Annotated in this window: 22 protein-coding genes; 7 read left to right on the forward strand and 15 right to left on the reverse strand. The window is 64.4% G+C overall.

The window, feature by feature from the left end; genetic code table 11:
* Positions 1-43 precede the first annotated feature (43 nt).
* From FIU94_RS14390 to FIU94_RS14425, 8 genes are all read right to left on the reverse strand, one after another.
* Entirely contained in the window at positions 44-463 is a 420-nt protein-coding gene (locus FIU94_RS14390) for an HIT family protein (RefSeq protein ID WP_152466438.1), read from the reverse strand.
* 39 nt (positions 464-502) lie between these two features.
* On the reverse strand, positions 503-982 hold the full coding sequence (locus tag FIU94_RS14395) for a hypothetical protein (protein WP_152466439.1): 480 nt from the start codon (positions 980-982) through the stop codon (positions 503-505).
* Between the two features lie 154 nt (positions 983-1,136).
* Entirely contained in the window at positions 1,137-2,120 is a 984-nt protein-coding gene (gene acuI / locus FIU94_RS14400) for an acryloyl-CoA reductase (RefSeq protein WP_152466440.1), read from the reverse strand.
* Between the two features lie 188 nt (positions 2,121-2,308).
* Complete coding sequence (locus FIU94_RS14405; protein WP_254702550.1) at positions 2,309-2,818, reverse strand: DinB family protein; 510 nt, start codon at positions 2,816-2,818, stop codon at positions 2,309-2,311.
* Positions 2,815-3,522: a DUF1326 domain-containing protein gene (locus tag FIU94_RS14410; protein WP_152466441.1), complete on the reverse strand. Its 708-nt coding sequence runs from the start codon at positions 3,520-3,522 to the stop codon at positions 2,815-2,817. Before FIU94_RS14410 ends, FIU94_RS14405 begins: the two co-directional genes overlap by 4 nt.
* A 1-nt stretch (position 3,523) precedes the next feature.
* Positions 3,524-4,324, reverse strand: coding sequence for a DUF2182 domain-containing protein (locus FIU94_RS14415; protein WP_152466442.1), 801 nt, complete (start codon positions 4,322-4,324; stop codon positions 3,524-3,526).
* An 84-nt stretch (positions 4,325-4,408) separates the two neighbouring features.
* Positions 4,409-5,416, reverse strand: a complete 1,008-nt coding sequence (locus FIU94_RS14420; protein WP_152466443.1) for an LCCL domain-containing protein — start codon at positions 5,414-5,416, stop codon at positions 4,409-4,411.
* An 80-nt stretch (positions 5,417-5,496) separates the two neighbouring features.
* Positions 5,497-6,909, reverse strand: a complete 1,413-nt coding sequence (locus FIU94_RS14425) for a PLP-dependent aminotransferase family protein (RefSeq protein ID WP_152466444.1) — start codon at positions 6,907-6,909, stop codon at positions 5,497-5,499.
* Positions 6,910-7,007: 98 nt separating this feature from the next.
* Here FIU94_RS14425 and FIU94_RS14430 point away from each other — a divergent pair, with 98 nt between their 5' ends.
* A complete protein-coding gene (locus tag FIU94_RS14430; RefSeq protein WP_152466445.1) occupies positions 7,008-7,238 on the forward strand; it encodes a DUF1127 domain-containing protein in 231 nt (76 codons plus the stop codon).
* An 85-nt stretch (positions 7,239-7,323) separates the two neighbouring features.
* Here the strand turns inward: FIU94_RS14430 and FIU94_RS14435 are convergent, their stop codons facing one another.
* On the reverse strand, positions 7,324-7,752 hold the full coding sequence (locus tag FIU94_RS14435) for a PaaI family thioesterase (protein ID WP_152466446.1): 429 nt from the start codon (positions 7,750-7,752) through the stop codon (positions 7,324-7,326).
* Positions 7,753-7,809: 57 nt separating this feature from the next.
* On the opposite strand from FIU94_RS14435, the gene FIU94_RS14440 reads away from it, so the two are divergent.
* The 4 genes from FIU94_RS14440 to gluQRS all read left to right on the forward strand — a co-directional run bounded on the left by FIU94_RS14440 (position 7,810) and on the right by gluQRS (position 11,791).
* Entirely contained in the window at positions 7,810-8,595 is a 786-nt protein-coding gene (locus FIU94_RS14440) for an enoyl-CoA hydratase (RefSeq protein ID WP_152466447.1), read from the forward strand.
* 383 nt (positions 8,596-8,978) lie between these two features.
* Positions 8,979-10,331, forward strand: a complete 1,353-nt coding sequence (gene trmFO, locus FIU94_RS14445; protein ID WP_152466448.1) for a methylenetetrahydrofolate--tRNA-(uracil(54)-C(5))-methyltransferase (FADH(2)-oxidizing) TrmFO — start codon at positions 8,979-8,981, stop codon at positions 10,329-10,331.
* A gap of 9 nt (positions 10,332-10,340) precedes the next feature.
* On the forward strand, positions 10,341-10,955 hold the full coding sequence (locus FIU94_RS14450; RefSeq protein ID WP_152466449.1) for a class I SAM-dependent methyltransferase: 615 nt from the start codon (positions 10,341-10,343) through the stop codon (positions 10,953-10,955).
* Entirely contained in the window at positions 10,952-11,791 is an 840-nt protein-coding gene (gene gluQRS, locus FIU94_RS14455) for a tRNA glutamyl-Q(34) synthetase GluQRS (RefSeq protein WP_152466450.1), read from the forward strand. The genes FIU94_RS14450 and gluQRS overlap by 4 nt, the downstream gene beginning before the upstream one ends.
* A gap of 9 nt (positions 11,792-11,800) precedes the next feature.
* On the opposite strand, the gene hisI is transcribed toward gluQRS, so the two are convergent.
* Entirely contained in the window at positions 11,801-12,157 is a 357-nt protein-coding gene (gene hisI / locus FIU94_RS14460; RefSeq protein WP_152466451.1) for a phosphoribosyl-AMP cyclohydrolase, read from the reverse strand.
* Positions 12,158-12,231: 74 nt separating this feature from the next.
* On the opposite strand from hisI, the gene FIU94_RS14465 reads away from it, so the two are divergent.
* Positions 12,232-12,693: an iron-sulfur cluster assembly scaffold protein gene (locus FIU94_RS14465; protein ID WP_152466452.1), complete on the forward strand. Its 462-nt coding sequence runs from the start codon at positions 12,232-12,234 to the stop codon at positions 12,691-12,693.
* A 188-nt stretch (positions 12,694-12,881) separates the two neighbouring features.
* Here the strand turns inward: FIU94_RS14465 and FIU94_RS21130 are convergent, their stop codons facing one another.
* The 5 genes from FIU94_RS21130 to FIU94_RS14485 all read right to left on the reverse strand — a co-directional run bounded on the left by FIU94_RS21130 (position 12,882) and on the right by FIU94_RS14485 (position 18,479).
* The gene (locus FIU94_RS21130; RefSeq protein WP_302848724.1) at positions 12,882-13,010 is read right to left on the reverse strand and encodes a hypothetical protein; all 129 of its coding nucleotides are present in this window, start codon (positions 13,008-13,010) and stop codon (positions 12,882-12,884) included.
* A 97-nt stretch (positions 13,011-13,107) separates the two neighbouring features.
* A complete protein-coding gene (recG, locus tag FIU94_RS14470; RefSeq protein WP_152466453.1) occupies positions 13,108-15,198 on the reverse strand; it encodes an ATP-dependent DNA helicase RecG in 2,091 nt (696 codons plus the stop codon).
* Entirely contained in the window at positions 15,195-17,309 is a 2,115-nt protein-coding gene (ligA, locus tag FIU94_RS14475) for an NAD-dependent DNA ligase LigA (RefSeq protein ID WP_152466454.1), read from the reverse strand. Before ligA ends, recG begins: the two co-directional genes overlap by 4 nt.
* An 87-nt stretch (positions 17,310-17,396) precedes the next feature.
* The gene (ctrA, locus tag FIU94_RS14480) at positions 17,397-18,104 is read right to left on the reverse strand and encodes a response regulator transcription factor CtrA (RefSeq protein WP_152466455.1); all 708 of its coding nucleotides are present in this window, start codon (positions 18,102-18,104) and stop codon (positions 17,397-17,399) included.
* A gap of 96 nt (positions 18,105-18,200) precedes the next feature.
* Positions 18,201-18,479: a DUF1153 domain-containing protein gene (locus tag FIU94_RS14485; protein WP_152466456.1), complete on the reverse strand. Its 279-nt coding sequence runs from the start codon at positions 18,477-18,479 to the stop codon at positions 18,201-18,203.
* Positions 18,480-18,601: 122 nt separating this feature from the next.
* Between FIU94_RS14485 and mnmA the strand changes: the two genes are divergently transcribed.
* The gene (gene mnmA / locus FIU94_RS14490; RefSeq protein WP_152466457.1) at positions 18,602-19,744 is read left to right on the forward strand and encodes a tRNA 2-thiouridine(34) synthase MnmA; all 1,143 of its coding nucleotides are present in this window, start codon (positions 18,602-18,604) and stop codon (positions 19,742-19,744) included.
* The last annotated feature ends 81 nt before the right edge of the window (positions 19,745-19,825 follow it).

Here is a 19,825-nt window from a genome sequence, read left to right on the forward strand (position 1 = left end):
TGGTCGGTATCGGCCTACGATTCGCGGCCCCTGGAGCGCGGCGTCAGCTCAGCGCCGCCGCGATCCGCTCTGCGTTGGCCTTGATCTGATCCATGTCGCCCTGCTGCCCCGGCGGGCGCATCTGCACGCCCTCGTGGCGGGGATGGATATGGAAATGAAGGTGAAAGACCTCCTGCCCGCCTGCCGCTTCGCTGAATTGCTGAAGCGTGATGCCATCGGCGTCAAAGGCCTTTTTGGCCGCGTTCGCCACCTTGCTGACCGTGGCCATGCAGGCGGCAAGCTGTGCGGGTGTCGCATCCAGGATGTTGCGGCAGGGCGTCTTGGGGATCACCAGACAATGCCCGTCCGTGCGCGGCATGATGTCCATGAAACACAAGGTTTCGTCGTCTTCGAAGACCTTGAAGCTGGGGATCTCTCCGCGCAGGATCTTGGCAAAGATATTGTCGTCGTCATAGGCGGTCATTCTGGCACTCCTTGAATTGCCTGATTGATAGGCCAGTGCTCAGGGCAAGCGCAAGCGCCGCTCCGCCAACCGCAGCAGCGCCCGGGAATAGAAGCGGTGCAGCGGCGTGAGCACCCGCGTGATGGCCCCGAGCGGCCTGTCATCCCGCGCCACGACAGCGGAGCCGAAGGTCAGCCGGGTCGCTCCGCCCTCCTTGGGCGACACGGCGAGCCACGACCGCGTCGCCCCGGCGCGCAACAGTATCTGCCCCTCGCCCCGATCCTCGACCCGCCAGGCGGCAAAACTGTCGGCGCCCTCGGCCAGTGCGGCAACCTCGCGGTCCGTGATCCGGCGGCGCAGGGCGACCGACAGCACCAACCGCTCCAGCCGGAACAGCCATGTGGTGTAGAATGCCGTGATGAATGCGTGCAGATCGACCTCGAAGGGCGACATCACCTCAAAGGCATCGGTGTAGGTTGCCCCCTGCCCGACATACCGCTGCAACAGCGCGTCTTTCGGCACGGATACGGCACGCGCCATCACGGTCTTGTCACCGCGACCAGGGCGGTATCCCCAAAGGGGGCAGCGGTTGGTGCCCGCCGGCCCTCACTGACACCACGCCCGACCAACAGCTCCGGCACCCGTTGCGGGGTGCCGGTACGCCGCAACGGGCATGGCCGGTCCTTGGCATGGCTCAGGCGTTGACGTCCACGACGACGCGGCCCTTGACCTGCCCGTTGAGGATATCCGCGCCCAGTTTCGGCAGATCGTCCAGCGTCGCGGGCTGTACCATTGCCTCCAGCTTGTCCATCGGCAGGTCCTTGGCGATGCGCTGCCAGGCGCGGAGGCGATTGTCATAGGGCTGCATCACGCTGTCGATGCCCAACAGGTTCACTCCCCGCAGCAGGAAGGGAATCACCGTGGCGGGCAAGGCGGCACCACCCGCCAGCCCGACGGCGGCAACCGAGGCGCCGTATTCCATCTGACCCAGCACGCGCGCCAGCATGGCACCGCCCACGGCGTCCACGCAGCCGCCCCATGTTTCGCCTTCAAGCGGCCGCTTGGTTGTCTCGTTGATCTCTTCGCGCGGGACGATCCGGCTGGCGCCGAGGCTTTTCAGGTAGTCCTCCGTCTCGGGGCGTCCGGTAACGCCTGCCACCTCATGGCCGAGATTGGCCAGGATCGCCGTCGCAACCGACCCGACGCCGCCCGCCGCACCGGTGACGAGCACGGGGCCTTTCTTGATCCCGTGATCCTCCAGCGCCATGACCGCCAGCATCGCGGTGAACCCGGCGGTGCCCACGGCCATTGCCTGGCGGGTGTCCAGCCCCTCGGGCAGTGGTACCAGCCAATCGGCCTTGACCCGCGCCTTTTGCGCATAGCCGCCCCAATGCGCCTCGCCCACGCGCCAGCCGGTCAGCACGACCTTGTCGCCGGGTTTGTAGCGGTCGTCGTCCGACGCCTCGACCGTGCCGGCAAAGTCGATCCCCGGTACATGCGGATAATTCCGCACCAGCCCGCCGCCCGGTCCGACGCACAGGCCGTCCTTGTAATTGACCGTGGAATATTCCACCGCAACCGTCACATCACCCTCGGGCAGATCGTCAATGCCGATCTGCTCTACCGCGGCAGAGGTCTTGCCCTCGTCGTCCTTGTTCACAATGAGTGCGTTGAACATATCTCTTCCTTCCCGGGCGCTTCGCCCTGTTGCGGCCAGATCCCTCCGGCGGCGGTCATTTCAGAAACCGCGGCGTAAAGCCCAAAGTTTCGCTGTTTCGGATCCGCCGCAGCCTGGGACCGGGGCGGGTGATTGCCTCTTGCATCTCATCCGCCGCGTCAGAGCGCAAGGGATTGTATGCAATCTGTTCATGCATCTTCCGGCATGAAGCCCAGGTCGCTGACCGGGGCCGCCTGCCCGCCCGCCGTCAGCATGGCATGGACCTGCCCCCGGTGATGGGTCTGGTGATTGAACATATGCACCACGCAGAGCGCCTTGTTCGAGGTCACATGCGCTTTCTTGATGCCCGAATACCAGGTGAACGCGCCCATAAGGTCAATGTTCGACAAAGTCTCAGACCAGATGCGGATGCGACCGTCCATGCGGAACCGCGCCGCCTCCCAGTCGCCTGTGGTCTCGGTAAACGTGGTGGATTGATCCGCCCCGGTCTTTGGCGCCGGAATGTCGTCGCAGAAACGGCTCAACCACATGGTATCCCCCCACAGCAGGTGGTTCAGCGTGCCGCGGATGCTGCTGAAGAAGGCCCCGTGATCATGGTCGAGCGCCGCATCGTCCATGTCTTTGACAATGTCCATGATCTGCCGGTTCTGCCAGGCGTTATAACGCGCCATCATCTGTACATAGCCTGTGTCGATCACGGTTTGGGGCCTTTCCAGTCTATCGGACAGATCTCTGCCGACATGCCGTCGAAATCCCAGACCCGGCCATAATCGCGGACCTTGCTGCGCAGCCCCTTCGCCGCGATGATGTCCGGGCCCATCCAGTATTTGGAGTTGGAAATCATCACCGGGTGCTCCGGATCCTTACCCGCCAGCGTCTCGATCTCGCCCTGGATCTTGCGGCCGATCTGGATCGCGCGGCGGTTGCCGTCGCGGGTGATCTGAACCGGCGCGCGTTCCGCCCCGATGATCTCGGACACCAGCATGGTGAACAGCCCCGTGGTGCCGCCCGCCTGGCCCGAAAAGATCTGCAGGATGCCGTTGTACGCCTTGCCGCTGGCGCGTTCGTCCACATAGGCCGCGACCTTCCAGTTGCCCTCGCCCATGCGGCCCGGAATATCGACCAGCAGGCCCACGTTCAGCCCCGACAGATCCTCGCCCTCGTAGTGGCCTTCGTCGATGGCAATGGCCATCCAGGCGTGGCAATGCCCCTCGGTCGGGGGGTGCGCCCCCAGGCTGACCACGCAGGGACAGAACACCGTGCAGGAGCAGTTGAGAAACAGCTCTCCCTTGATCGCCCAGTCGGTCGGCGACATCTTGCGCCGCCCCGGATTGGGCATTCGGCTGTCGATGCGCTGCGAGATCGGCAGGCGGTCCGCCTCCGGTTTTCTGGTGAGGGCCATCCTATCCTCCGTGAAGTGTTGTCGTAATCAGAGGCCAGCCCGCCACGGCACCAGCGCCGCAGATCAGGGCAAACCCCAGGGGTTTCGTCACACGATGTCCGATCTGGGGCAGCTTTTCCAGCACCATGAACAGCGTTGCCAACCCCATCCATGCCAGGTTCATCACACCGCCCGCAAAACCCAGCAGCATGAAACCCCAGCAGCATCCGGCGCAGAACGCCCCCAGCCCCAGCCCCATGCGCAGCCCGCCCGCAAAGCCCGTCCGCCACTGGCCCAGGAAATACATCATCGGGGAATGACAGACACCGTGGCAGATCTCCTTGGTCCGGGTGAACTGGAACAAGCCGACAGCCAGAAGCAGCGCCGCCGCGAACCAGCGCGACCGGGCGATGCCCAGCATATCGATGACCCCGCCGAACAGCAGTGCCAGCTGCAGCGCGGCGATAGCGGCGGCAAAGACCAGCCAGACCGCGAAATAGCCCAGCAACACGCCGATCCATCCCGCCCGCGTGCCGTCGGCGCTGACCATCAGATCCTCGTAGCTGCGCAGGGTGGGAACCATGGTGGGCAGCATCATCGCCGCCATCATCGCCCCCCACATCACGAACAGCGGGCCGAAAGTCGCCATCGGCATGTACATGTCCATGCGCGGGTCCATGCGGCGCATCATCTCGCCCATCTCGCCGGGACGGCCCAGCAGGTCGAGGTCCATGTCCATCGCCATGATGTACATCATCGCCCATGCCGCGAGCACCAGGCCAAAGAAGGCCACCCAGAGTGTCGAGCGCAGGATCGGAGTCATCGTGTCACCAAGTCGGGTCTTTTCGGGGTTTGTGCCAGACCCGGCACCCGGCGGCAAACCCAAACGGCCACCGCCGGTGTGGGGTCAGTTCCGGTCGAAGGTGATCGACCCTTCGAAGCTGCCCCATTTCGATGTGGTGATCCCGTTGGCGGCGGAGCCTGCATAGCTGTCCAGTCCCCTCAGCCGGATCGCGGTGACACTGCCGCCCTCATCCCCGACTACGCCCGCGTGGCGCGCCGCGGTGCAGATGTCGCTGTCGGCGGTATAGGGCCCGCTGCCCCAGACCGATTTGCTGATCGGCGCGTTTTCCGGGCAGACGCAAACCAGACTGTCGGTATCCGCGGGCATGGTCTCGCAGGTGCCCTGCAACGTGGTCACAGTGGCCGCCGCCGCCGCCACCTCGAAACTTTGCCCGTAAGAGCCCCAGCGGCTGGTGGTCACACCGTTCTGGCTGGTCCCTTCGTAGGCGTCCCGGCCCGGTGCCGCAGTGACCCGGACCTGACCGCCCGCCGCCGGGATCGCCCCCGCATGCACCGCCGCGCGGCAGACATCGCTGTCGCCGGTGTAGGGGCCGCTGCCCCAGACCGACCCGCCGCTGTCGCTGCCCTCGGGGCAGGAACAGGTGTAGGGTGCCAAATCCGCCGAAAAGCCGCTGCAGGCCAACACCGGCCCGCCAGAGGGTTCAGATGCCGTCTGGCCCGCGATCTGCGCCAGCATCACGTCAAAGCTGGATTGATAGAGGCCCCAGCGTTTGGACGAAATGCCATTGGCGTCCGACGCCGTATAGGAGGTTTGCCCGGCGCGGCCCATCACCGCCAGAACGCCACCATCTTCGTCGATCACCCCGGCGTGACGCGCAGCGGTGCAGACATCGGAATGGCCCGAATAGGGACCGCTGCCCCAGACGAACCTCTTGAAGGTCGTGGCCTTGCAGCTGCAAAGCTGGACGGTCCCCTCCTCGATCCCGCGTCCCTTGCCGCAGGCGGGCGCGGCGTCGATCTCGGCCTGGGTGAAAACGGCGGCTTCCTGCGCGTACAGCGGGGCACAGAACGCCGCCAAAGCGGCGGCAAGAGCAAAAATGGTGGGGCGCATGGCAAATTCCTTTGGCTGAATGAAAAGAGCCTAGCCAGCGGTGCCTCCTCTGCCAAGACATATCGCGCGCCGCGGCGCGCTCAGACGTTGATCTGTTCGGGCGGATGTTCCAGCAGATCCCGCAGCCGCTCCATCGCCGCCTCGAAGCTCCTGAGCGACACGGCGGCATTGATGGCCATGCGCAGGGCATGGGGGGCATTGGCATCGCGTGCCGCGAATTCCTCCGCCGCGCGGACCTGCACGCCGACCTTTTCGGCGGCCTGGCAGAACGCGCTGGCCCGCCACCCCTGCGGCAGGTTCAGCCAGACAAAGGGCACATCGCGCCGCCAGTGCAGATCGAAGCCGCCCAGCATGTTGACCGCCACCTTGACGTAGCGTTCCACCCCCTCGCGCGAGGCGTCCATGATGGCGGGCAGCTCCGGGTGGCGCAGCAGTTTGGCGGTCAGGTCGATCATCGGCGTCGCCAGCCCGAAAAAGCTGTGCTCGGACGTGCGGTGAAGCGCGCCCGCCAGCCCCTTGGGCGGAATGACACACCCGATGCGCAACGCGGGCGTGATGGATTTCGACAGCGAAGACACGTACCAGCCCCGCTCCGGCGCAAGCTGGCGATAGCCTTCGCCCTCGGCCCGGCCCATCCGGTAGCAGTCGTCCTCAAGAATCTGCAGATCGTACTGCCGCGCCACCGCCACGATCTCGGCCCGCCGCTCCATGGGGGTGAACCCGCAGGTCGGGCTGTGGACCTCGGGCGAGGTGCACAGCACCTGTGCCTCAGGGTGACGTTCGGCGGCGGCGGCCAGGGCCGCGGGCACAATGCCCTGCGCATCCATTTCGATGGCGACGACATCCGCGCGCAACGCCTCGGCCGCGCGGCGGAAGCCGGGATAGCACAACGTCTCGACAAACACCGTGGGACGGCGGCCCTGCAAAACCGTCTGGAACATCAGCATGATGGCGTTCTGGCCGCCCAGGCTCAGCACGATGTCCTTTTCGTCCACCGGACCGATGGGCGTGCCCTGCAGCCAGTCCACCATGGCCTCGCGCGCCGCAAGCGCGCTGCGCCGCGACGGATAGTGCATCACACCCGATGGCGGGTCCTGCGCCACCTCGATCAACAACCGGCGGATCAGCTCCGCCTGCCCGCCGTTCGGCAGATGCGGGGAGTACAGATTGACCTCGGTCATATCGCCGCCGGTGTTGTGCGGCACCGGGTCGATTTCGATCAGGTTCAGGGGCTGCCCGACCTCTTTGGGCGCCGCCACGAAGGTGCCGCGCCCCACCTCGGCGCGCAGGGTCCCGTCGTCGGTCAGTATGTTGTACGCGCGGGCCACCGTGCCGGGGGTAATTCCCAGTTTCCACGCAAGATCGCGGACCGGGGGCAATTTGTCATCAACCTGCAACGCCTTTGTCGCGATGCGGCTGCGGATCATTGTTACAACCGCTTTGTACTTCGGACCTGTCGCGGAAAGAGCATCTGCCGTCCAAATTGTATCCATTACAATATTTCCCTAGCGCCCAGTTTCCGCTTCTTGTACCAAAATACTGTAGCAAATGCATACATTGTGTCAATACAATTATCTGGAAGGAGTTTCCCATGACACAGACAAGACCGCTGACATCCGACGCGTTGAGCATCCTCGCGCAGCCCGGCACGCCGATCACGGCACAGCTGGCGGTGGCCTTCGCTGTCTGCGTCACGAAATGGGCCACGCGCCGCCGTACCCGGCTCGCCCTCTCGCGGCTGGAGCCCTGGCAGCTGAGCGACGTGGGACTGACACCCGGGCAAGCCGAGATCGAGGCTTCCCGCGTGTTCTGGCGGGCCTGACGTCCCTGTGGGGCCAGCCAGACCTCTTCACTGGGCCGGAGCGATCCGGCCCATTTTTCGTTTCAGAAGACCAGGTTGACCGGCCCTAGACGTCCTTGCGTGGCGGGATGGCATAGGTCAGCGTGGCACGCGCGACAGGCGCATCCATGCCCACCGAATGCAGCATCACATCCGTTACCGACAACAGCTTGCCCAGCTTCAGCAGGCGTGCATTCGCGATCAGATCCACCCCCGCCTGCGGCTTGCGCATGAAGTCGATGGAGCAATTCGTGGTCACTGCCAACGCCTGCGGCCCGATCATCGCCAGCGTGGCAAGGTAGGCGGACACATCCGCCAGCGCGAACATCGACGGCCCCGAGATCGTGCCGCCCGGTCGCAGGTGCCGGTCCTGTGTCAGCAACCGCATGGTCAAGCTGCCCTCGCCCACCTCGTCGATGGCAAAGTCGTCGGCGACCTGCGCAAAGACCTCTTTCATGAATCGGCTCAGATCTTCGGCGGTCATGACAACGGGCATGCTTGTCCTCTCTTGCAGTGCAGGGCAAAGTTGTAGCGATTGAGACCGGAGGGCAAGATGGCAATTCTCGAAACCCAGCGTCACGGCGCGGTGATGAACCTGACGATGAACGCACCCGAGCGGTTGAACGCGCTGTCGGACGAGATGCTGGCGGCGCTGACCGAAACGCTGGAGGGCTGCGCGGGCGACCCGGACATCAGGGTGATCACCCTGGCGGGCAGCGGCAAGGCGTTCTGCGCGGGCCACGACCTGCGCCAGATGACCGCCATGCGCCAGGCCGAAGATGGGGGCGCCGCCGCCTTCAAGGATCTGTTCGACCGGTGCAGCAGGGTGATGACCCAGATCCAGGCCATGCCACAGCCGGTGATCGCGCAGGTCCACGGCATCGCCACCGCCGCGGGCTGCCAGCTGGTCGCCACCTGCGATCTGGCCGTCGCCGCCGAAGACACCCGTTTTGGCGTCAACGGCGTCAACATCGGGCTGTTCTGCTCGACCCCCATGGTCGCACTCAGCCGCAACATCCCCCGCAAGCAGGCATTCGAGATGCTGACGACGGGCGATTTCATCGACGCCGCCCGTGCCCGCGACCTCGGCCTGGTGAACCGCGTGGTTGCCGGAGATTCGCTGGCGGGGGAAACCGCCGCGCTGGCCGAACAGATCGCGGGCAAGCTGGGCGCCGCCGTCAGGATCGGCAAACAGGCCTTCTATGCTCAGCTTCAGATGCCCCTGGCCGACGCCTATGCCTACACAGGCGACGTCATGGTACAGAACATGCTGCGCGACGACACCGCCGAGGGGATCGACGCCTTTCTGACCAAACGCCCCCCCGACTGGAAACAGTGACCGTTTCTGCAGGACCTTGCCGCGCTGGACAAGACCGACGAAATGATCCGCATCGGTGCCGCGTGGCAGCCTCCGTGGCGCGGCCACGCGGTCTGCCGCCGGCCCTGCCTTGGTCACTTTTTCGCCCTGTCGAAACTGTTTCCAGATGCAGCTTCAATTGTTGATCGTATTTCTACTTTCAATTCTGGCCGAATTGGGGCATAAATCAGACAGCACCTGAGGGTGCAGGATATTTGGGTCGCCGCCGGCGGAAGGTCCCTCCAGGTCAGCCTCTCACTGACCGACCATTCCCGCAGCGGCGACCCCAAATCATCTGAATTTCCCGACATCCGCCTGTACCGCTGCCCATTGCGCGCGGGGCTCGCCTGGCCTACATCGCTGCCATGACACAAACACTTCACATCGTGGGTGGCGGCATGGCAGGATCCGAAGCCGCCTGGCAGGCCGCCAATTCGGGCATCGACGTGGTCCTGCATGAAATGCGGCCCGAAGTCGGCACATTTGCGCATCAGACCGGGATGCTCGGCGAGATGGTCTGCTCCAACTCTTTCCGCTCCGACGACGACGAACAGAACGCCGTGGGTCTGTTGCACTGGGAAATGCGCGCCGCGAACGGCCTTATCATGGCCTGCGCCGACAAGCACAAACTACCGGCGGGCGGCGCGCTTGCGGTGGACCGCGAGCCCTTTGCCCAATCCGTCACCGAGGCGCTGTTGGCGCATCCGCGCGTGACCGTCGAATACGGCGAGATCACGGACCTGCCCGCCGAAGGACACTGGATCATTGCGACCGGGCCGCTGACCTCGGGCAAGCTGGCCGAAGCGATAGCCAGCCGTACCGGCGCTGAGGCGCTGGCGTTCTTCGACGCCATCGCGCCGATCGTCTATTTCGACAGCATCGACATGAGCAAGGCCTGGATGCAGTCGCGCTATGACAAGGGCGAGACCGAGGAAGAGCGCACCGCCTATCTGAACTGCCCGATGGATCGCGACCAGTACGAGGCGTTCATTGACGCGCTGCTGGCCGCCGAAAAGACCGAGTTCCGCGAGGGCGAGACGGCAGGCTATTTCGACGGCTGCCTGCCGATCGAGGTGATGGCCGAACGCGGTCGGGAAACTCTGCGCCACGGCCCGATGAAGCCCGTGGGCCTGACCAATCCCCACCAGCCCGAGGTCAAGGCCCATGCCGTTGTGCAGCTGCGCCGCGACAACAAGCTGGGCACGCTCTACAACATCGTGGGCTTTCAAACCAAGATGAAGTATGGCGCGCAAACTTCTGTTTTCAAAATGATACCCGGACTGGAGAACGCCAGCTTCGCGCGCCTGGGCGGGATCCATCGCAACTCCTTCATCAATTCGCCCACGCTGCTGGACGACCGGATGCGGTTGCGGGCTCAACCGAACCTGCGCTTTGCTGGACAGATCACCGGCGTCGAAGGCTACGTGGAAAGCGCCGCGATGGGGTTGCTGGCGGGGCGCATGGCATCTGCCGAGATCCTGGGCCAGGACCTGCCACCGCCGCCCGACACCACCGCGATGGGTGCCCTGATCACCCATATCACCGGCGGGGCCGAGGCCAAGACCTTCCAGCCGATGAACGTGAACTTCGGCCTGTTCCCTCCGGTAGAGGGACTGCGGGGCGGCAGACGCGGCCGCAAGGACCGCTACAAGGCCTATACCGACCGGGCCAAGGCCGACTGGCGCGACTGGCTGGACAGCATGGCGGTCCCGGCTTAACCTCCGTGCATGGCAAAGACATTTCTCGACAAGGCATACGGTGGCCGGGACACGGCTGACACGCGCCAATTGTACGACGACTGGGCGGCAACCTATGAGGCGGAAATCGGCGAGAATGGCTATGCCACGCCCGGCCGCTGCGCAGAGGCGCTCAAGCGGTTCGCACCGGATCCCGATGCCGCAATTCTCGATTTCGGCTGCGGCACCGGATTGTCCGGCCTGGCCCTGAAACTTGCCGGTTTCACGACGATCGACGGTATGGACCTTTCCGGCGAAATGCTGGCCGTGGCCCGCGAGAAGAACATCTATCGTGACCTGGTGCTGATCGACGGAACCGGCGCGCCGCCGGTCGCCAAGGGACACTACGCCGCAATCGCGGCCATCGGCGCGATCGGTGTCGGCGCCGCACCGGTCAGCGTGCTGGATCACCTGATGCACGCCTTGCCCAAGGGGGGCCATTGCGTTTTTTCGTTCAACGATCATGCCCTGCAGGATCCGGTCCATGAAGCGCGCGTGATGGACTGGACAGACTGCGGCGCAGCGCGGCTCCTGTTTCGCGAACACGGCGAACACCTGCCGGGAATCGGGGTGAACTCCAACGTCTATGTACTTGAAAAAACGTGACATTTCGCACCCGATTTGCCCCGTCCCCCACTGGTCCGCTGCACCTGGGCCATGCCTATTCCGCCATTCTCGCCCATGACATGGCGCGCGAGGCCGGAGGCGATTTTCTGGTACGGATGGAAAACACCGATCTGCAACGCAGCAAACCACAGTGGGAGGCGCTGATCCTTGAGGATCTCGCTTGGCTGGGGTTGACCTGGACCGAACCTGTGCTGCGCCAGTCCGACAAGCTGGACAGCTACGAGGCGTCTCTGACCCGGCTGCAGGACCTTGATCTGCTGTATCCCTGCGGCTGTTCGCGAAAAGACATCCGCGCCGCCGCCGCGGCCCCGCAGGAAGGCGCAGTTCCTGATGTCTACCCCGGCACCTGCAAGCACCGCGACATGGCAAGCCGTCAGCCCGGCGACGCGCTGCGCCTGCACATGGACCGCGCGCTGGCGATTTTTGGCGACGATCTGCCCGGCTATTCCGAAACCGGCCCGAAACACGCCGGGTATCACCGGATCGCGCCGGAGCAGGCGTTGTCGACGATTGGAGACGTGGTCCTATACCGCAAGAACGACGGCATCATCGCCTATTTCCTTGCCTCGGCACTGGACGACGTGGCGCAGGACATCAGCCATGTGGTGCGCGGAGAGGATCTGTTCGACTTCACCGCGATACAGGTGCTGTTGCTGGCGCTGCTGGGGTTGCCCGTGCCAGCCTATCACCATCACCGGCTGATCCGGGACAAGAATGGCAAGAGGCTGGCCAAACGGGACGACGCGCGGGCAATTTCCCTGTTCCGGGCCGGTGGCAAGACACCTGGGGAAATTCGTTCTATGGTCGGCCTTTAGGCGCCGTTCCTAAAGGGGTTGTGCGATCTCGACCACTTCGCCGTCCCGCACAGCGCGGTAAAAACAACTGCGGCGCCCGGTGTGACAGGCCGGACCGGTCTGGCGCACCAGCACCAGCAGGCAGTCGGAGTCGCAATCGAACCGCAACTCGACCAGCTCCTGCAGATGCCCGCTGGTCTCTCCCTTGACCCAGAACTGCGCGCGCGAGCGGCTCCAATAGGTCACGCGCCCGGTCTGCAGCGTCTGACGAATACTGTCGGCGTTCATCCAGGCCATCATCAGGACCTCGCCGGTTTCGGCGTCCTGGGCGATTGCGGGGATCAGCCCCGCGTCGTTGAAGGTCAGCGCATCGGGACTAAAGGACATGGGGACCTCGCGTAAAATTTTTTGCATCTTGGCTTGGGGTGTTTATGTAGGGGTCGAGCGGCAAAGGGAACAGCATGTCGGACGAAACGGACCTGATCAAACTTTATTCCGCGCGGATTCTGGCGCTGGCTGCCGATATTCCGCATCTGGGCCGCCTGGAGACGCCGGAGGCCACGGTCAAGCGCCGCTCGCCACTGTGCGGGTCGACCGTCACCGTCGATGTGGTGATGAGGGACGGCAAGGTGGCCGAAATGGCACAGGACGTGAAGGCCTGCGCCCTGGGACAGGCCGCCGCCGCCGTGACCGGCAAGGCGGCACTCGGTGCGACTACAGCCCAACTGATCAAGGCGCGCGATCAATTGCGTGCAATGCTGAAAGAAGACGGTCCCGTGCCGGACGCCCCTTTTGACGGGTTCGAAGTGCTGACGCCTGCGACCGCCTACAAGAATCGCCACGCCTCTATCCTGCTGTCGATCGAGGCGCTGACCGAAGCGGCGGAGACCGCCGTGACCGCGGAACGGATCGGCGAAGCCTGAGCTGCTTTCATGCGAAAAAAAGCGCCGCACATCCAAAGGATGGCGGCGCAGAGGGTGCGGTGCTCCCGTGGGACCCGGTTGCGTTCGACGGGGTGGCAAACCCCAAGGCTGGAAGGACAGGCAGAACCCCCAGCCGCATCAATTGGGACGGATGCGACGAACGTCCGGCGCGAGCGCGCAGGCAAAAATCAAACGAAAGACGGCAGGTGCAACCCCACAACCAGCATGACGACCAGCGCCGCAGCGCCCAGAGCATCCTGCAGCAGCGTGTCCTGGGACCGTGCCGCGATGGATTTGACTGTCTTGAGCATCGTCATGTTGGCCTCCGTCTTTGTTGCTCCTTTGTTCTCATTTTATAAACGCTCTGTAAAGAACTTTTTAAGAACATTTGCGAACAAAAATGGGGATTTTCAGTTAACCCACTGAAATCAAACGAATCGCTTCGTCCTGCCGCATCAGCCAGAGCAGAACGCGGGCGGCCCGACCGCGTTCGCTCTCCAGCGCCGGGTCGTCCGCAAGCAGCTTTCGCGCGTCGGACTGCGCCACCGCCATCAGGCCCGCCTGCCGCTCCAGGTCGGCCACGCGGAATTTCGGCACGCCGGATTGTGCCGTCCCGATCAGATCGCCGGTGCCGCGCATCTTGAGGTCGGTTTCCGCGATGACAAAGCCGTCCTCCGTCTCGCGCAGGACTTCCAGCCGCTGGCGTCCGGTTTCGCTCAGCGGGTTCTGGAACATCAAAAGGCAGGTCGACGCCCCCTGCCCGCGCCCGACCCTGCCGCGCAACTGGTGCAGCTGGGCCAGGCCAAAGATCTCGGCCCGCTCCACCACCATGATTGTGGCGTTAGGTACGTCCACGCCCACCTCTATGACCGTGGTGGCCACCAGCACCTGCGTCTCTCCCTGCTGGAAGGCACGCATCGCCGCGTCCTTTTCCGCCGGAGGCATCTGGCCATGCACCAGCCCCACGACCCCCTCGCCCAGGGCCGCCCGAAGACGTTTGAACCGCTCTTCGGCGGCGATCAGATCGCTGACTTCGCTTTCCTCGACCAGCGGACAGACCCAGTAGCACTGGCGTCCCTCCGCGATGGCCGCGCGCAGGCGGTCCACCACCTGGTCGATGCGGTCGGTGCTGATCAATGCGGTCTTGATCGGCTGGCGGCCCGGCGGCTTTTCATCCAGAACGGACACGTCCATGTCGCCATATTGCGCCAGCGTCAGCGACCGCGGGATCGGCGTGGCGGTCATCACCAGAACATCGGGCCGCTGGCCCTTGCGGCCCAGCTCAAGCCGCTGGCGCACGCCGAAACGGTGCTGTTCATCGACCACCGCCAGGCGCAGGTCGGCAAAGGTCACATCGGCCTGAAACACCGCATGTGTCCCGACCAGCACCTGAATGGCGCCATTTTCCAGCGCGGTCAGCTTGGCCTGCCGCTCCGCCCCCTTGTCCCGTCCGGTCAGGATTTCAAGAACCACCCCGGCCTCTTCGGCCAGCGGACGCAGCCCCTGCAGGTGCTGTCGGGCCAGGATCTCGGTCGGGGCCATCAGCACGCCCTGCCCGCCCGCCTCTACCGCGCAGAGCAACGCAAGAAACGCCACCAGCGTCTTGCCCGCCCCCACATCCCCCTGCAGCAGCCGGTTCATCCGCTGTACGCTGGCCATGTCGGCGGCAATCTGGGCCACCGCACGGGTCTGCGCCCCGGTCGGCGCAAAGGGCAAGGAGGCGAGCACGCGGTCCCGCAGATGCCCGTCACCTTTCGTGACACGACCCTTCACCCGGCGTTCCTTTTGTCGGGCAAGCGCGAGGGTGATCTGGTGCGCGAACAGCTCGTCATAGGCCAGCCGCGCCCGCGCGGGCGCTGTGGGGGCAAGGTCGGCACTGGACAGCGGCGCGTGGGCTGCTTCTGCCGCGGCTCGAAAGCCGGGCCAGCCTTCGCGCGTCATCTGCCCGGTGTCGATCCATTCGGCCAGCTCCGGCGTCCGGTCCAGGGCGGCGCGGGTTGCCTTGTACATCAGCTTCTGCGTGATGCCCCCGGTCAGCGGATAGACCGGCTCAAAGCTTGGAATGTCGTCTGCCGCCTCTTCCGGCACGGCGAAATCGGGGTGTACCATCTGCGGAATGCCGTCAAACAGCTCGACCCGGCCCGACACCACCCTCCGCGCACCCGGCGGCAGCTGGCGTTTCCAGTAGTCGCCCCGCGCATGGAAGAACACCAGTTGAAAGCTGGTTTCCGCATCCTCCACATGAATGCGATAGGCCCCGCCCTTGCTGCGCGGTGCATGATGTGTGCCAACCGTGACCGCCACAGTCACGACCGCAGGCAACACCGCGTCACGCACCGTGCTGCGCAGGCGGCGGTCGATGCCGGAATAGGGCAAGGTGAACAGCAGATCCCGCGGTGCGATGACCGACAGCTGGCCCAGGGTCTGCGCGGTCTTGGGCCCCACACCTTCCAGCGTTTCCAGCCCCGCAAAGAGCGGAAACAATGCCTCGGGCCGACCCTTCATGAAGCGCCGATCAGTGTCAGCCAGCCGTCCTCGTCCAGGATTTCGATGCCCAGTTCCGCCGCCTTCTTCGCCTTGGAACCGGCACCCGGACCGGCGATCAGGATATCCGTCTTGGCGCTGACCGACCCGGCCACCTTTGCGCCCAGCCGCTCGGCGCGCGCCTTGGCCTCGGCGCGGGTCATCTTTTCCAGCGTGCCGGTAAACACCACCGTCTTGCCCGCGACGGGGCTGCCGGTGGTGTCGGCGCGCTTGGCTTCCTTGACCGTCAGGTGCGCCACCAGCCGGTCGATCGAGGCACGCTCGCGCTCCTGCGCGAAGGTGTTGACCAGGGATCCGGCCATCACCGTGCCGACACCGTCGATGCCGATCAGATCTTCCCAGTCCGCACCGCTTTGGCCGGCGGCCGCGTCCATCGCCCGCTCGAACGCCGCCCAGTTGCCGTAATGCAGCGCGATCAGGTTCGAGGCGGATTCGCCCACATGGCGGATTCCCAATGAGAACAGCAGCCTCGAAAACGGGATGTGGCGCTTGTCTTCGATCGCCTGAAACAGATTACCGGCCGATTTCTCGCCCCAACCCTCCCGGTTTTTGAGCTGTTTGACCCCCTGGCCATACCGCTCCTGCAGGGTAAAGATGTCGGCGGGCTCGGCGATCCAGCCGTCCAGGTAGAATTGTTCGACCTGCTTTGCCCCCAGCCCTTCGATGTCGAAGGCGGCGCGGGACACGAAGTGTTTCAGCTTTTCCACCGCCTGCGCCGGACAGATCAGGCCGCCGGTACAGCGCCGCACCGCGTCGCCGGGTTCGCGCACCGCGTCCGACCCGCATTCCGGGCAGGTGTCGGGGAAAACGTAGGGGGCGCTGTCCTCAGGGCGTTTGGACAGGTCCACCTCCGCCACCTTCGGGATCACATCGCCCGCGCGGTAGACCTGCACCCAGTCGCCGACGCGAATGTCCTTGCCGCCGCGGATCTCGCCGCCCTTGCTGTCGAGACCTTTGATGTAATCCTCATTGTGCAGCGTCGCGTTCGACACAACGACACCGCCCACCGTGACCGGGTGCAGCCGCGCCACCGGCGACAGCGCGCCGGTGCGGCCCACCTGGATGTCGATCGCCTCAAGCCGGGTCCAGGCCAGTTCGGCAGGAAACTTGTGGGCGGTGGCCCAGCGGGGTGTGGTCGAACGATATCCCAACCGGTCCTGCAGTGCGAGATCGTCGACCTTGTACACCACCCCGTCGATGTCGTAGCCCAGCGTCGCGCGCTGCGCTTCGATCTTGGCATATTGCGCCAGCATATCCGCCGGTCCGTCGCAAAGCCCGGTCAGCGGATTGGTGGCAAAGCCGAGGCTCTCCAACCGCTCGATCGCACCCATCTGCGTGTCGGCCAGCGGTGCGCTCAACGCGCCCCAGGCGTAGGCGAAGAACCGCAGCGGACGCGCCTTGGTGATGCGCGCGTCGAGCTGCCGCAACGATCCCGCCGCGGCGTTGCGCGGGTTGGCAAAGGTCTTGGCCCCGGCGGTGGTCTGCCGTTCGTTCAGCGCCTCGAAATCCGCGTGGCTCATGTAGATTTCGCCGCGCACCTCAAGAAGATCCGGCGCACCGTCGAGCGTCACGGGAATGTCGCCGACGGTACGGGCATTGGCGGTCACGTTCTCTCCCACCGCGCCGTCGCCGCGCGTTGCCGCCTGAACCAGCTTGCCACCCTCATACCGCAGGGACAGCGAAAGCCCGTCGATTTTCGGCTCTGCGGTGTAGCGCAGGCTGTCGGTCTGACTCAGCCCCAGATACTTGCGCACCCGTGCGTCGAATTCCGTCACCTCTTCGGCGTCAAAGACGTTGGACAGTGACAGCATCGACACGGCGTGGGTGACTTTGGAAAACCCCTCCGCCGGGGCGGCGCCGACCAGGTCGGTGGGGCTGTCATCGCGTTTCAGATGGGGAAAACGCGCTTCGATCTGCGCATTGCGCTGCCTGAGCGCGTCATATTCCGCGTCCGACATCTCGGGCGCATCCGCGCCGTGGTAGGCGCTGTTCGCTGCGGCCAGTGTCCGGGCAAGGTCCGCCAGCGCCGCGCGCGCCTCGTCCTCCGTCAATTTCTCGATTTCGGATGCCAAAAGACCTGCTCCCCGAACGCCACCATATCCCGATCTAGATAGGTCGCCCGGAAAGTCAGGTCTAGGAGATTTCGAATACCCCGCCGCTCAGCCTGTGGCAGCGAGGGTCCGTTCCGCTGGTTCGGGATCGCGCAGCACATATCCCCTGCCCCAGACCGTTTCGATGTAATTCTGGCCGCCGGTTGCCGCGCTCAGCTTCTTGCGCAGCTTGCAGATGAAAACGTCGATGATCTTGAGTTCCGGTTCGTCCATGCCGCCGTAAAGATGGTTGAGGAACATCTCCTTGGTCAGTGTGGTCCCCTTGCGCAGCGACAGAAGTTCGAACATCTGGTATTCCTTGCCGGTGAGGTGAACGGCCTCCTTGTTCACGCTGACCGTTTTGGCATCCAGATTGACACAGATCGGCCCGGTTTCGATGACCGACTGCGAATGCCCCTTGGACCGGCGGATGATGGCGTGGATCCGTGCCACCAGTTCCTCGCGGTGAAACGGCTTGGTCAGGTAATCGTCGGCGCCAAATCCAAAACCCTTGATCTTGTTCTCCGTGTCGTCGGCCCCGGAGAGGATCAGGATCGGCGTGTCGATCCGGCTGACCCGCAGCTGCCGCAAGACGTCATGGCCGTTCATGTCCGGCAGATCGAGGTCGAGCAGGATCAGGTCGTAGTCATAAAGCTTGGCAAGGTCGATGCCCTCTTCGCCAAGGTCGGTGGCATAGACGTTCAGGTTGGCATGCGTCAGCATCAGTTCGATGCTGCGGGAGGTTGTAGGATCGTCTTCAACTAGCAATACACGCATTCGCAATCTCCGGGTCTGGCTCACTTGTTAGGCATGGATCGTGAACAAAAAAGGTTAACCACCCGTTACCGACTAAAGCAGCATACCCCCAACAACTTAAAGTTGTCTATACTTTTGAAGCGTCGTCGCCTTCAGCGCGGTCTCCCCGTGTTCGCTGACAGCCCGCAGCCATTCCAGAAACTCATCCGGGCTCAGCTGATATCGCTCCATCGCCTCGTCGCGGGTGATCAGGCCATGGACCACCCCGCGGACCACCGCGGCCTTGCGTGACGCGACCCATCGCCGTGTGTCGGGCGCGGGCAGATCGGCGCGCGACATCACTGACCCATCCGGTAACGTGACCGCCCGCGGCCCTTCGACTTTCTTCAGGTACATCTGGTCGTTCCCTCGTTGCACCCGTCTTCTGTGCCCCTCGCCGATTTAACGTGCAGTGAAGCGCCCCCTTGTGAGTAGGTCGCATTTTCCTATATTGCCCACCAAACCCCCCGGAGTTCCGCATGCCCCTCGATCAGACGCCGCCCCTCAATTCGCTTGGCTTCGCCAAGCCACCGGCCGATACCCGCGTCGTCGTGGCCATGTCGGGCGGCGTGGACAGCTCCGTCGTGGCCGCCATGCTGGCTGAAGAGGGCTACGACGTGGTCGGCGTGACGCTTCAGCTCTACGATCACGGCGCGGCGCTGGCCAAAAAGGGCGCCTGCTGCGCCGGGATCGACATCCACGATGCCCGCCGCGTGGCCGAGGACATGGGATTTCCCCACTACGTTCTCGACTATGAGAATGTCTTCAAGGACGCGGTGATCGACGAATTCGCAGACAGCTACCTGAGCGGAGCCACCCCGGTCCCCTGCATCCGCTGCAACGAACGGGTGAAATTCAAGGACCTGCTGGAAACCGCCAGGGACCTCGATGCCGATTGCATGGCCACCGGCCACTACATCCAGCGCAAGATGGGCGCACATGGTCCGGAACTGCACGCCGCCGCCGATGCCAGCCGCGATCAAAGCTATTTCCTGTTCTCCACCACGCCCGAACAGCTGTCCTACCTGCGCTTTCCGCTGGGCCACCTGCCCAGCAAGGACGACACCCGCGCGCTGGCCGCCAAATACGGGCTGAGCGTCGCGATGAAACCCGACAGCCAGGACATCTGCTTCGTCCCCAACGGCGATTATGCCAGCGTGATCCGCAAACTGCGGCCCGAAGCCGCCGATCCGGGCAATATCGTGGATACGAACGGCCAGGTGCTGGCCCGCCACGAGGGTGTGATCAACTACACCGTCGGTCAGCGCCGCGGCCTCGGGATCGGCGGGCTTGCCGACCCGCTCTACGTGATCAAGCTCGACCCCGAGCGCAAGGAAGTCGTGGTCGGGCCAAAATCGATGCTGGCCACCCGGACGGTTCCGGTCAAGGAAATCAACTGGCTGGGCGACGCCCCGCTGACCAGCCGCACGGAATGGCCCATCGCGGTACGGGTCCGCTCGACCCGTCCGCCGCAGGACGCCATCCTGCGCCCGCTTTCCGACACCACCGCCGAAGTTGAACTGCTCACCCCCGAACAGGGCGTCTCACCCGGTCAGGCCTGCGTCTTCTACGATCCCGACAGCAGCCGCATTTTCGGCGGCGGATGGATCCACAAAGGCTGACCCCGCTTTTCTTTTTGCCAAAAATACTCCGAGGAGTTTGAGGAGCGGCGCTCCTCATTCCTTCTTGGATCGAATCGCGCG

Source organism: Sulfitobacter sp. THAF37, from assembly GCF_009363555.1.
GTDB lineage: Bacteria > Pseudomonadota > Alphaproteobacteria > Rhodobacterales > Rhodobacteraceae > Sulfitobacter.

What these genes read in the sequence shown, in the direction of transcription:
- FIU94_RS14415 (WP_152466442.1), bottom strand. Translation starts at nt 4,324, where the DNA reads ATGACTCCGATCCTGCGCTCGACACTCTGGGTGGCCTTCTTTGGCCTG.
- mnmA (WP_152466457.1), top strand. Translation starts at nt 18,602, where the DNA reads ATGCCCCTCGATCAGACGCCGCCCCTCAATTCGCTTGGCTTCGCCAAG.
- FIU94_RS14440 (WP_152466447.1), top strand. Translation starts at nt 7,810, where the DNA reads ATGGCAATTCTCGAAACCCAGCGTCACGGCGCGGTGATGAACCTGACG.
- ctrA (WP_152466455.1), bottom strand. Translation starts at nt 18,104, where the DNA reads ATGCGTGTATTGCTAGTTGAAGACGATCCTACAACCTCCCGCAGCATC.
- FIU94_RS14430 (WP_152466445.1), top strand. Translation starts at nt 7,008, where the DNA reads ATGACACAGACAAGACCGCTGACATCCGACGCGTTGAGCATCCTCGCG.
- FIU94_RS14450 (WP_152466449.1), top strand. Translation starts at nt 10,341, where the DNA reads ATGGCAAAGACATTTCTCGACAAGGCATACGGTGGCCGGGACACGGCT.
- trmFO (WP_152466448.1), top strand. Translation starts at nt 8,979, where the DNA reads ATGACACAAACACTTCACATCGTGGGTGGCGGCATGGCAGGATCCGAA.
- FIU94_RS14390 (WP_152466438.1), bottom strand. Translation starts at nt 463, where the DNA reads ATGACCGCCTATGACGACGACAATATCTTTGCCAAGATCCTGCGCGGA.
- acuI (WP_152466440.1), bottom strand. Translation starts at nt 2,120, where the DNA reads ATGTTCAACGCACTCATTGTGAACAAGGACGACGAGGGCAAGACCTCT.
- FIU94_RS14420 (WP_152466443.1), bottom strand. Translation starts at nt 5,416, where the DNA reads ATGCGCCCCACCATTTTTGCTCTTGCCGCCGCTTTGGCGGCGTTCTGT.
- FIU94_RS21130 (WP_302848724.1), bottom strand. Translation starts at nt 13,010, where the DNA reads ATGACGATGCTCAAGACAGTCAAATCCATCGCGGCACGGTCCCAGGAC.
- FIU94_RS14465 (WP_152466452.1), top strand. Translation starts at nt 12,232, where the DNA reads ATGTCGGACGAAACGGACCTGATCAAACTTTATTCCGCGCGGATTCTG.
- FIU94_RS14485 (WP_152466456.1), bottom strand. Translation starts at nt 18,479, where the DNA reads ATGTACCTGAAGAAAGTCGAAGGGCCGCGGGCGGTCACGTTACCGGAT.
- FIU94_RS14435 (WP_152466446.1), bottom strand. Translation starts at nt 7,752, where the DNA reads ATGCCCGTTGTCATGACCGCCGAAGATCTGAGCCGATTCATGAAAGAG.
- hisI (WP_152466451.1), bottom strand. Translation starts at nt 12,157, where the DNA reads ATGTCCTTTAGTCCCGATGCGCTGACCTTCAACGACGCGGGGCTGATC.
- FIU94_RS14425 (WP_152466444.1), bottom strand. Translation starts at nt 6,909, where the DNA reads ATGGATACAATTTGGACGGCAGATGCTCTTTCCGCGACAGGTCCGAAG.
- recG (WP_152466453.1), bottom strand. Translation starts at nt 15,198, where the DNA reads ATGAAGGGTCGGCCCGAGGCATTGTTTCCGCTCTTTGCGGGGCTGGAA.
- FIU94_RS14410 (WP_152466441.1), bottom strand. Translation starts at nt 3,522, where the DNA reads ATGGCCCTCACCAGAAAACCGGAGGCGGACCGCCTGCCGATCTCGCAG.
- FIU94_RS14395 (WP_152466439.1), bottom strand. Translation starts at nt 982, where the DNA reads ATGGCGCGTGCCGTATCCGTGCCGAAAGACGCGCTGTTGCAGCGGTAT.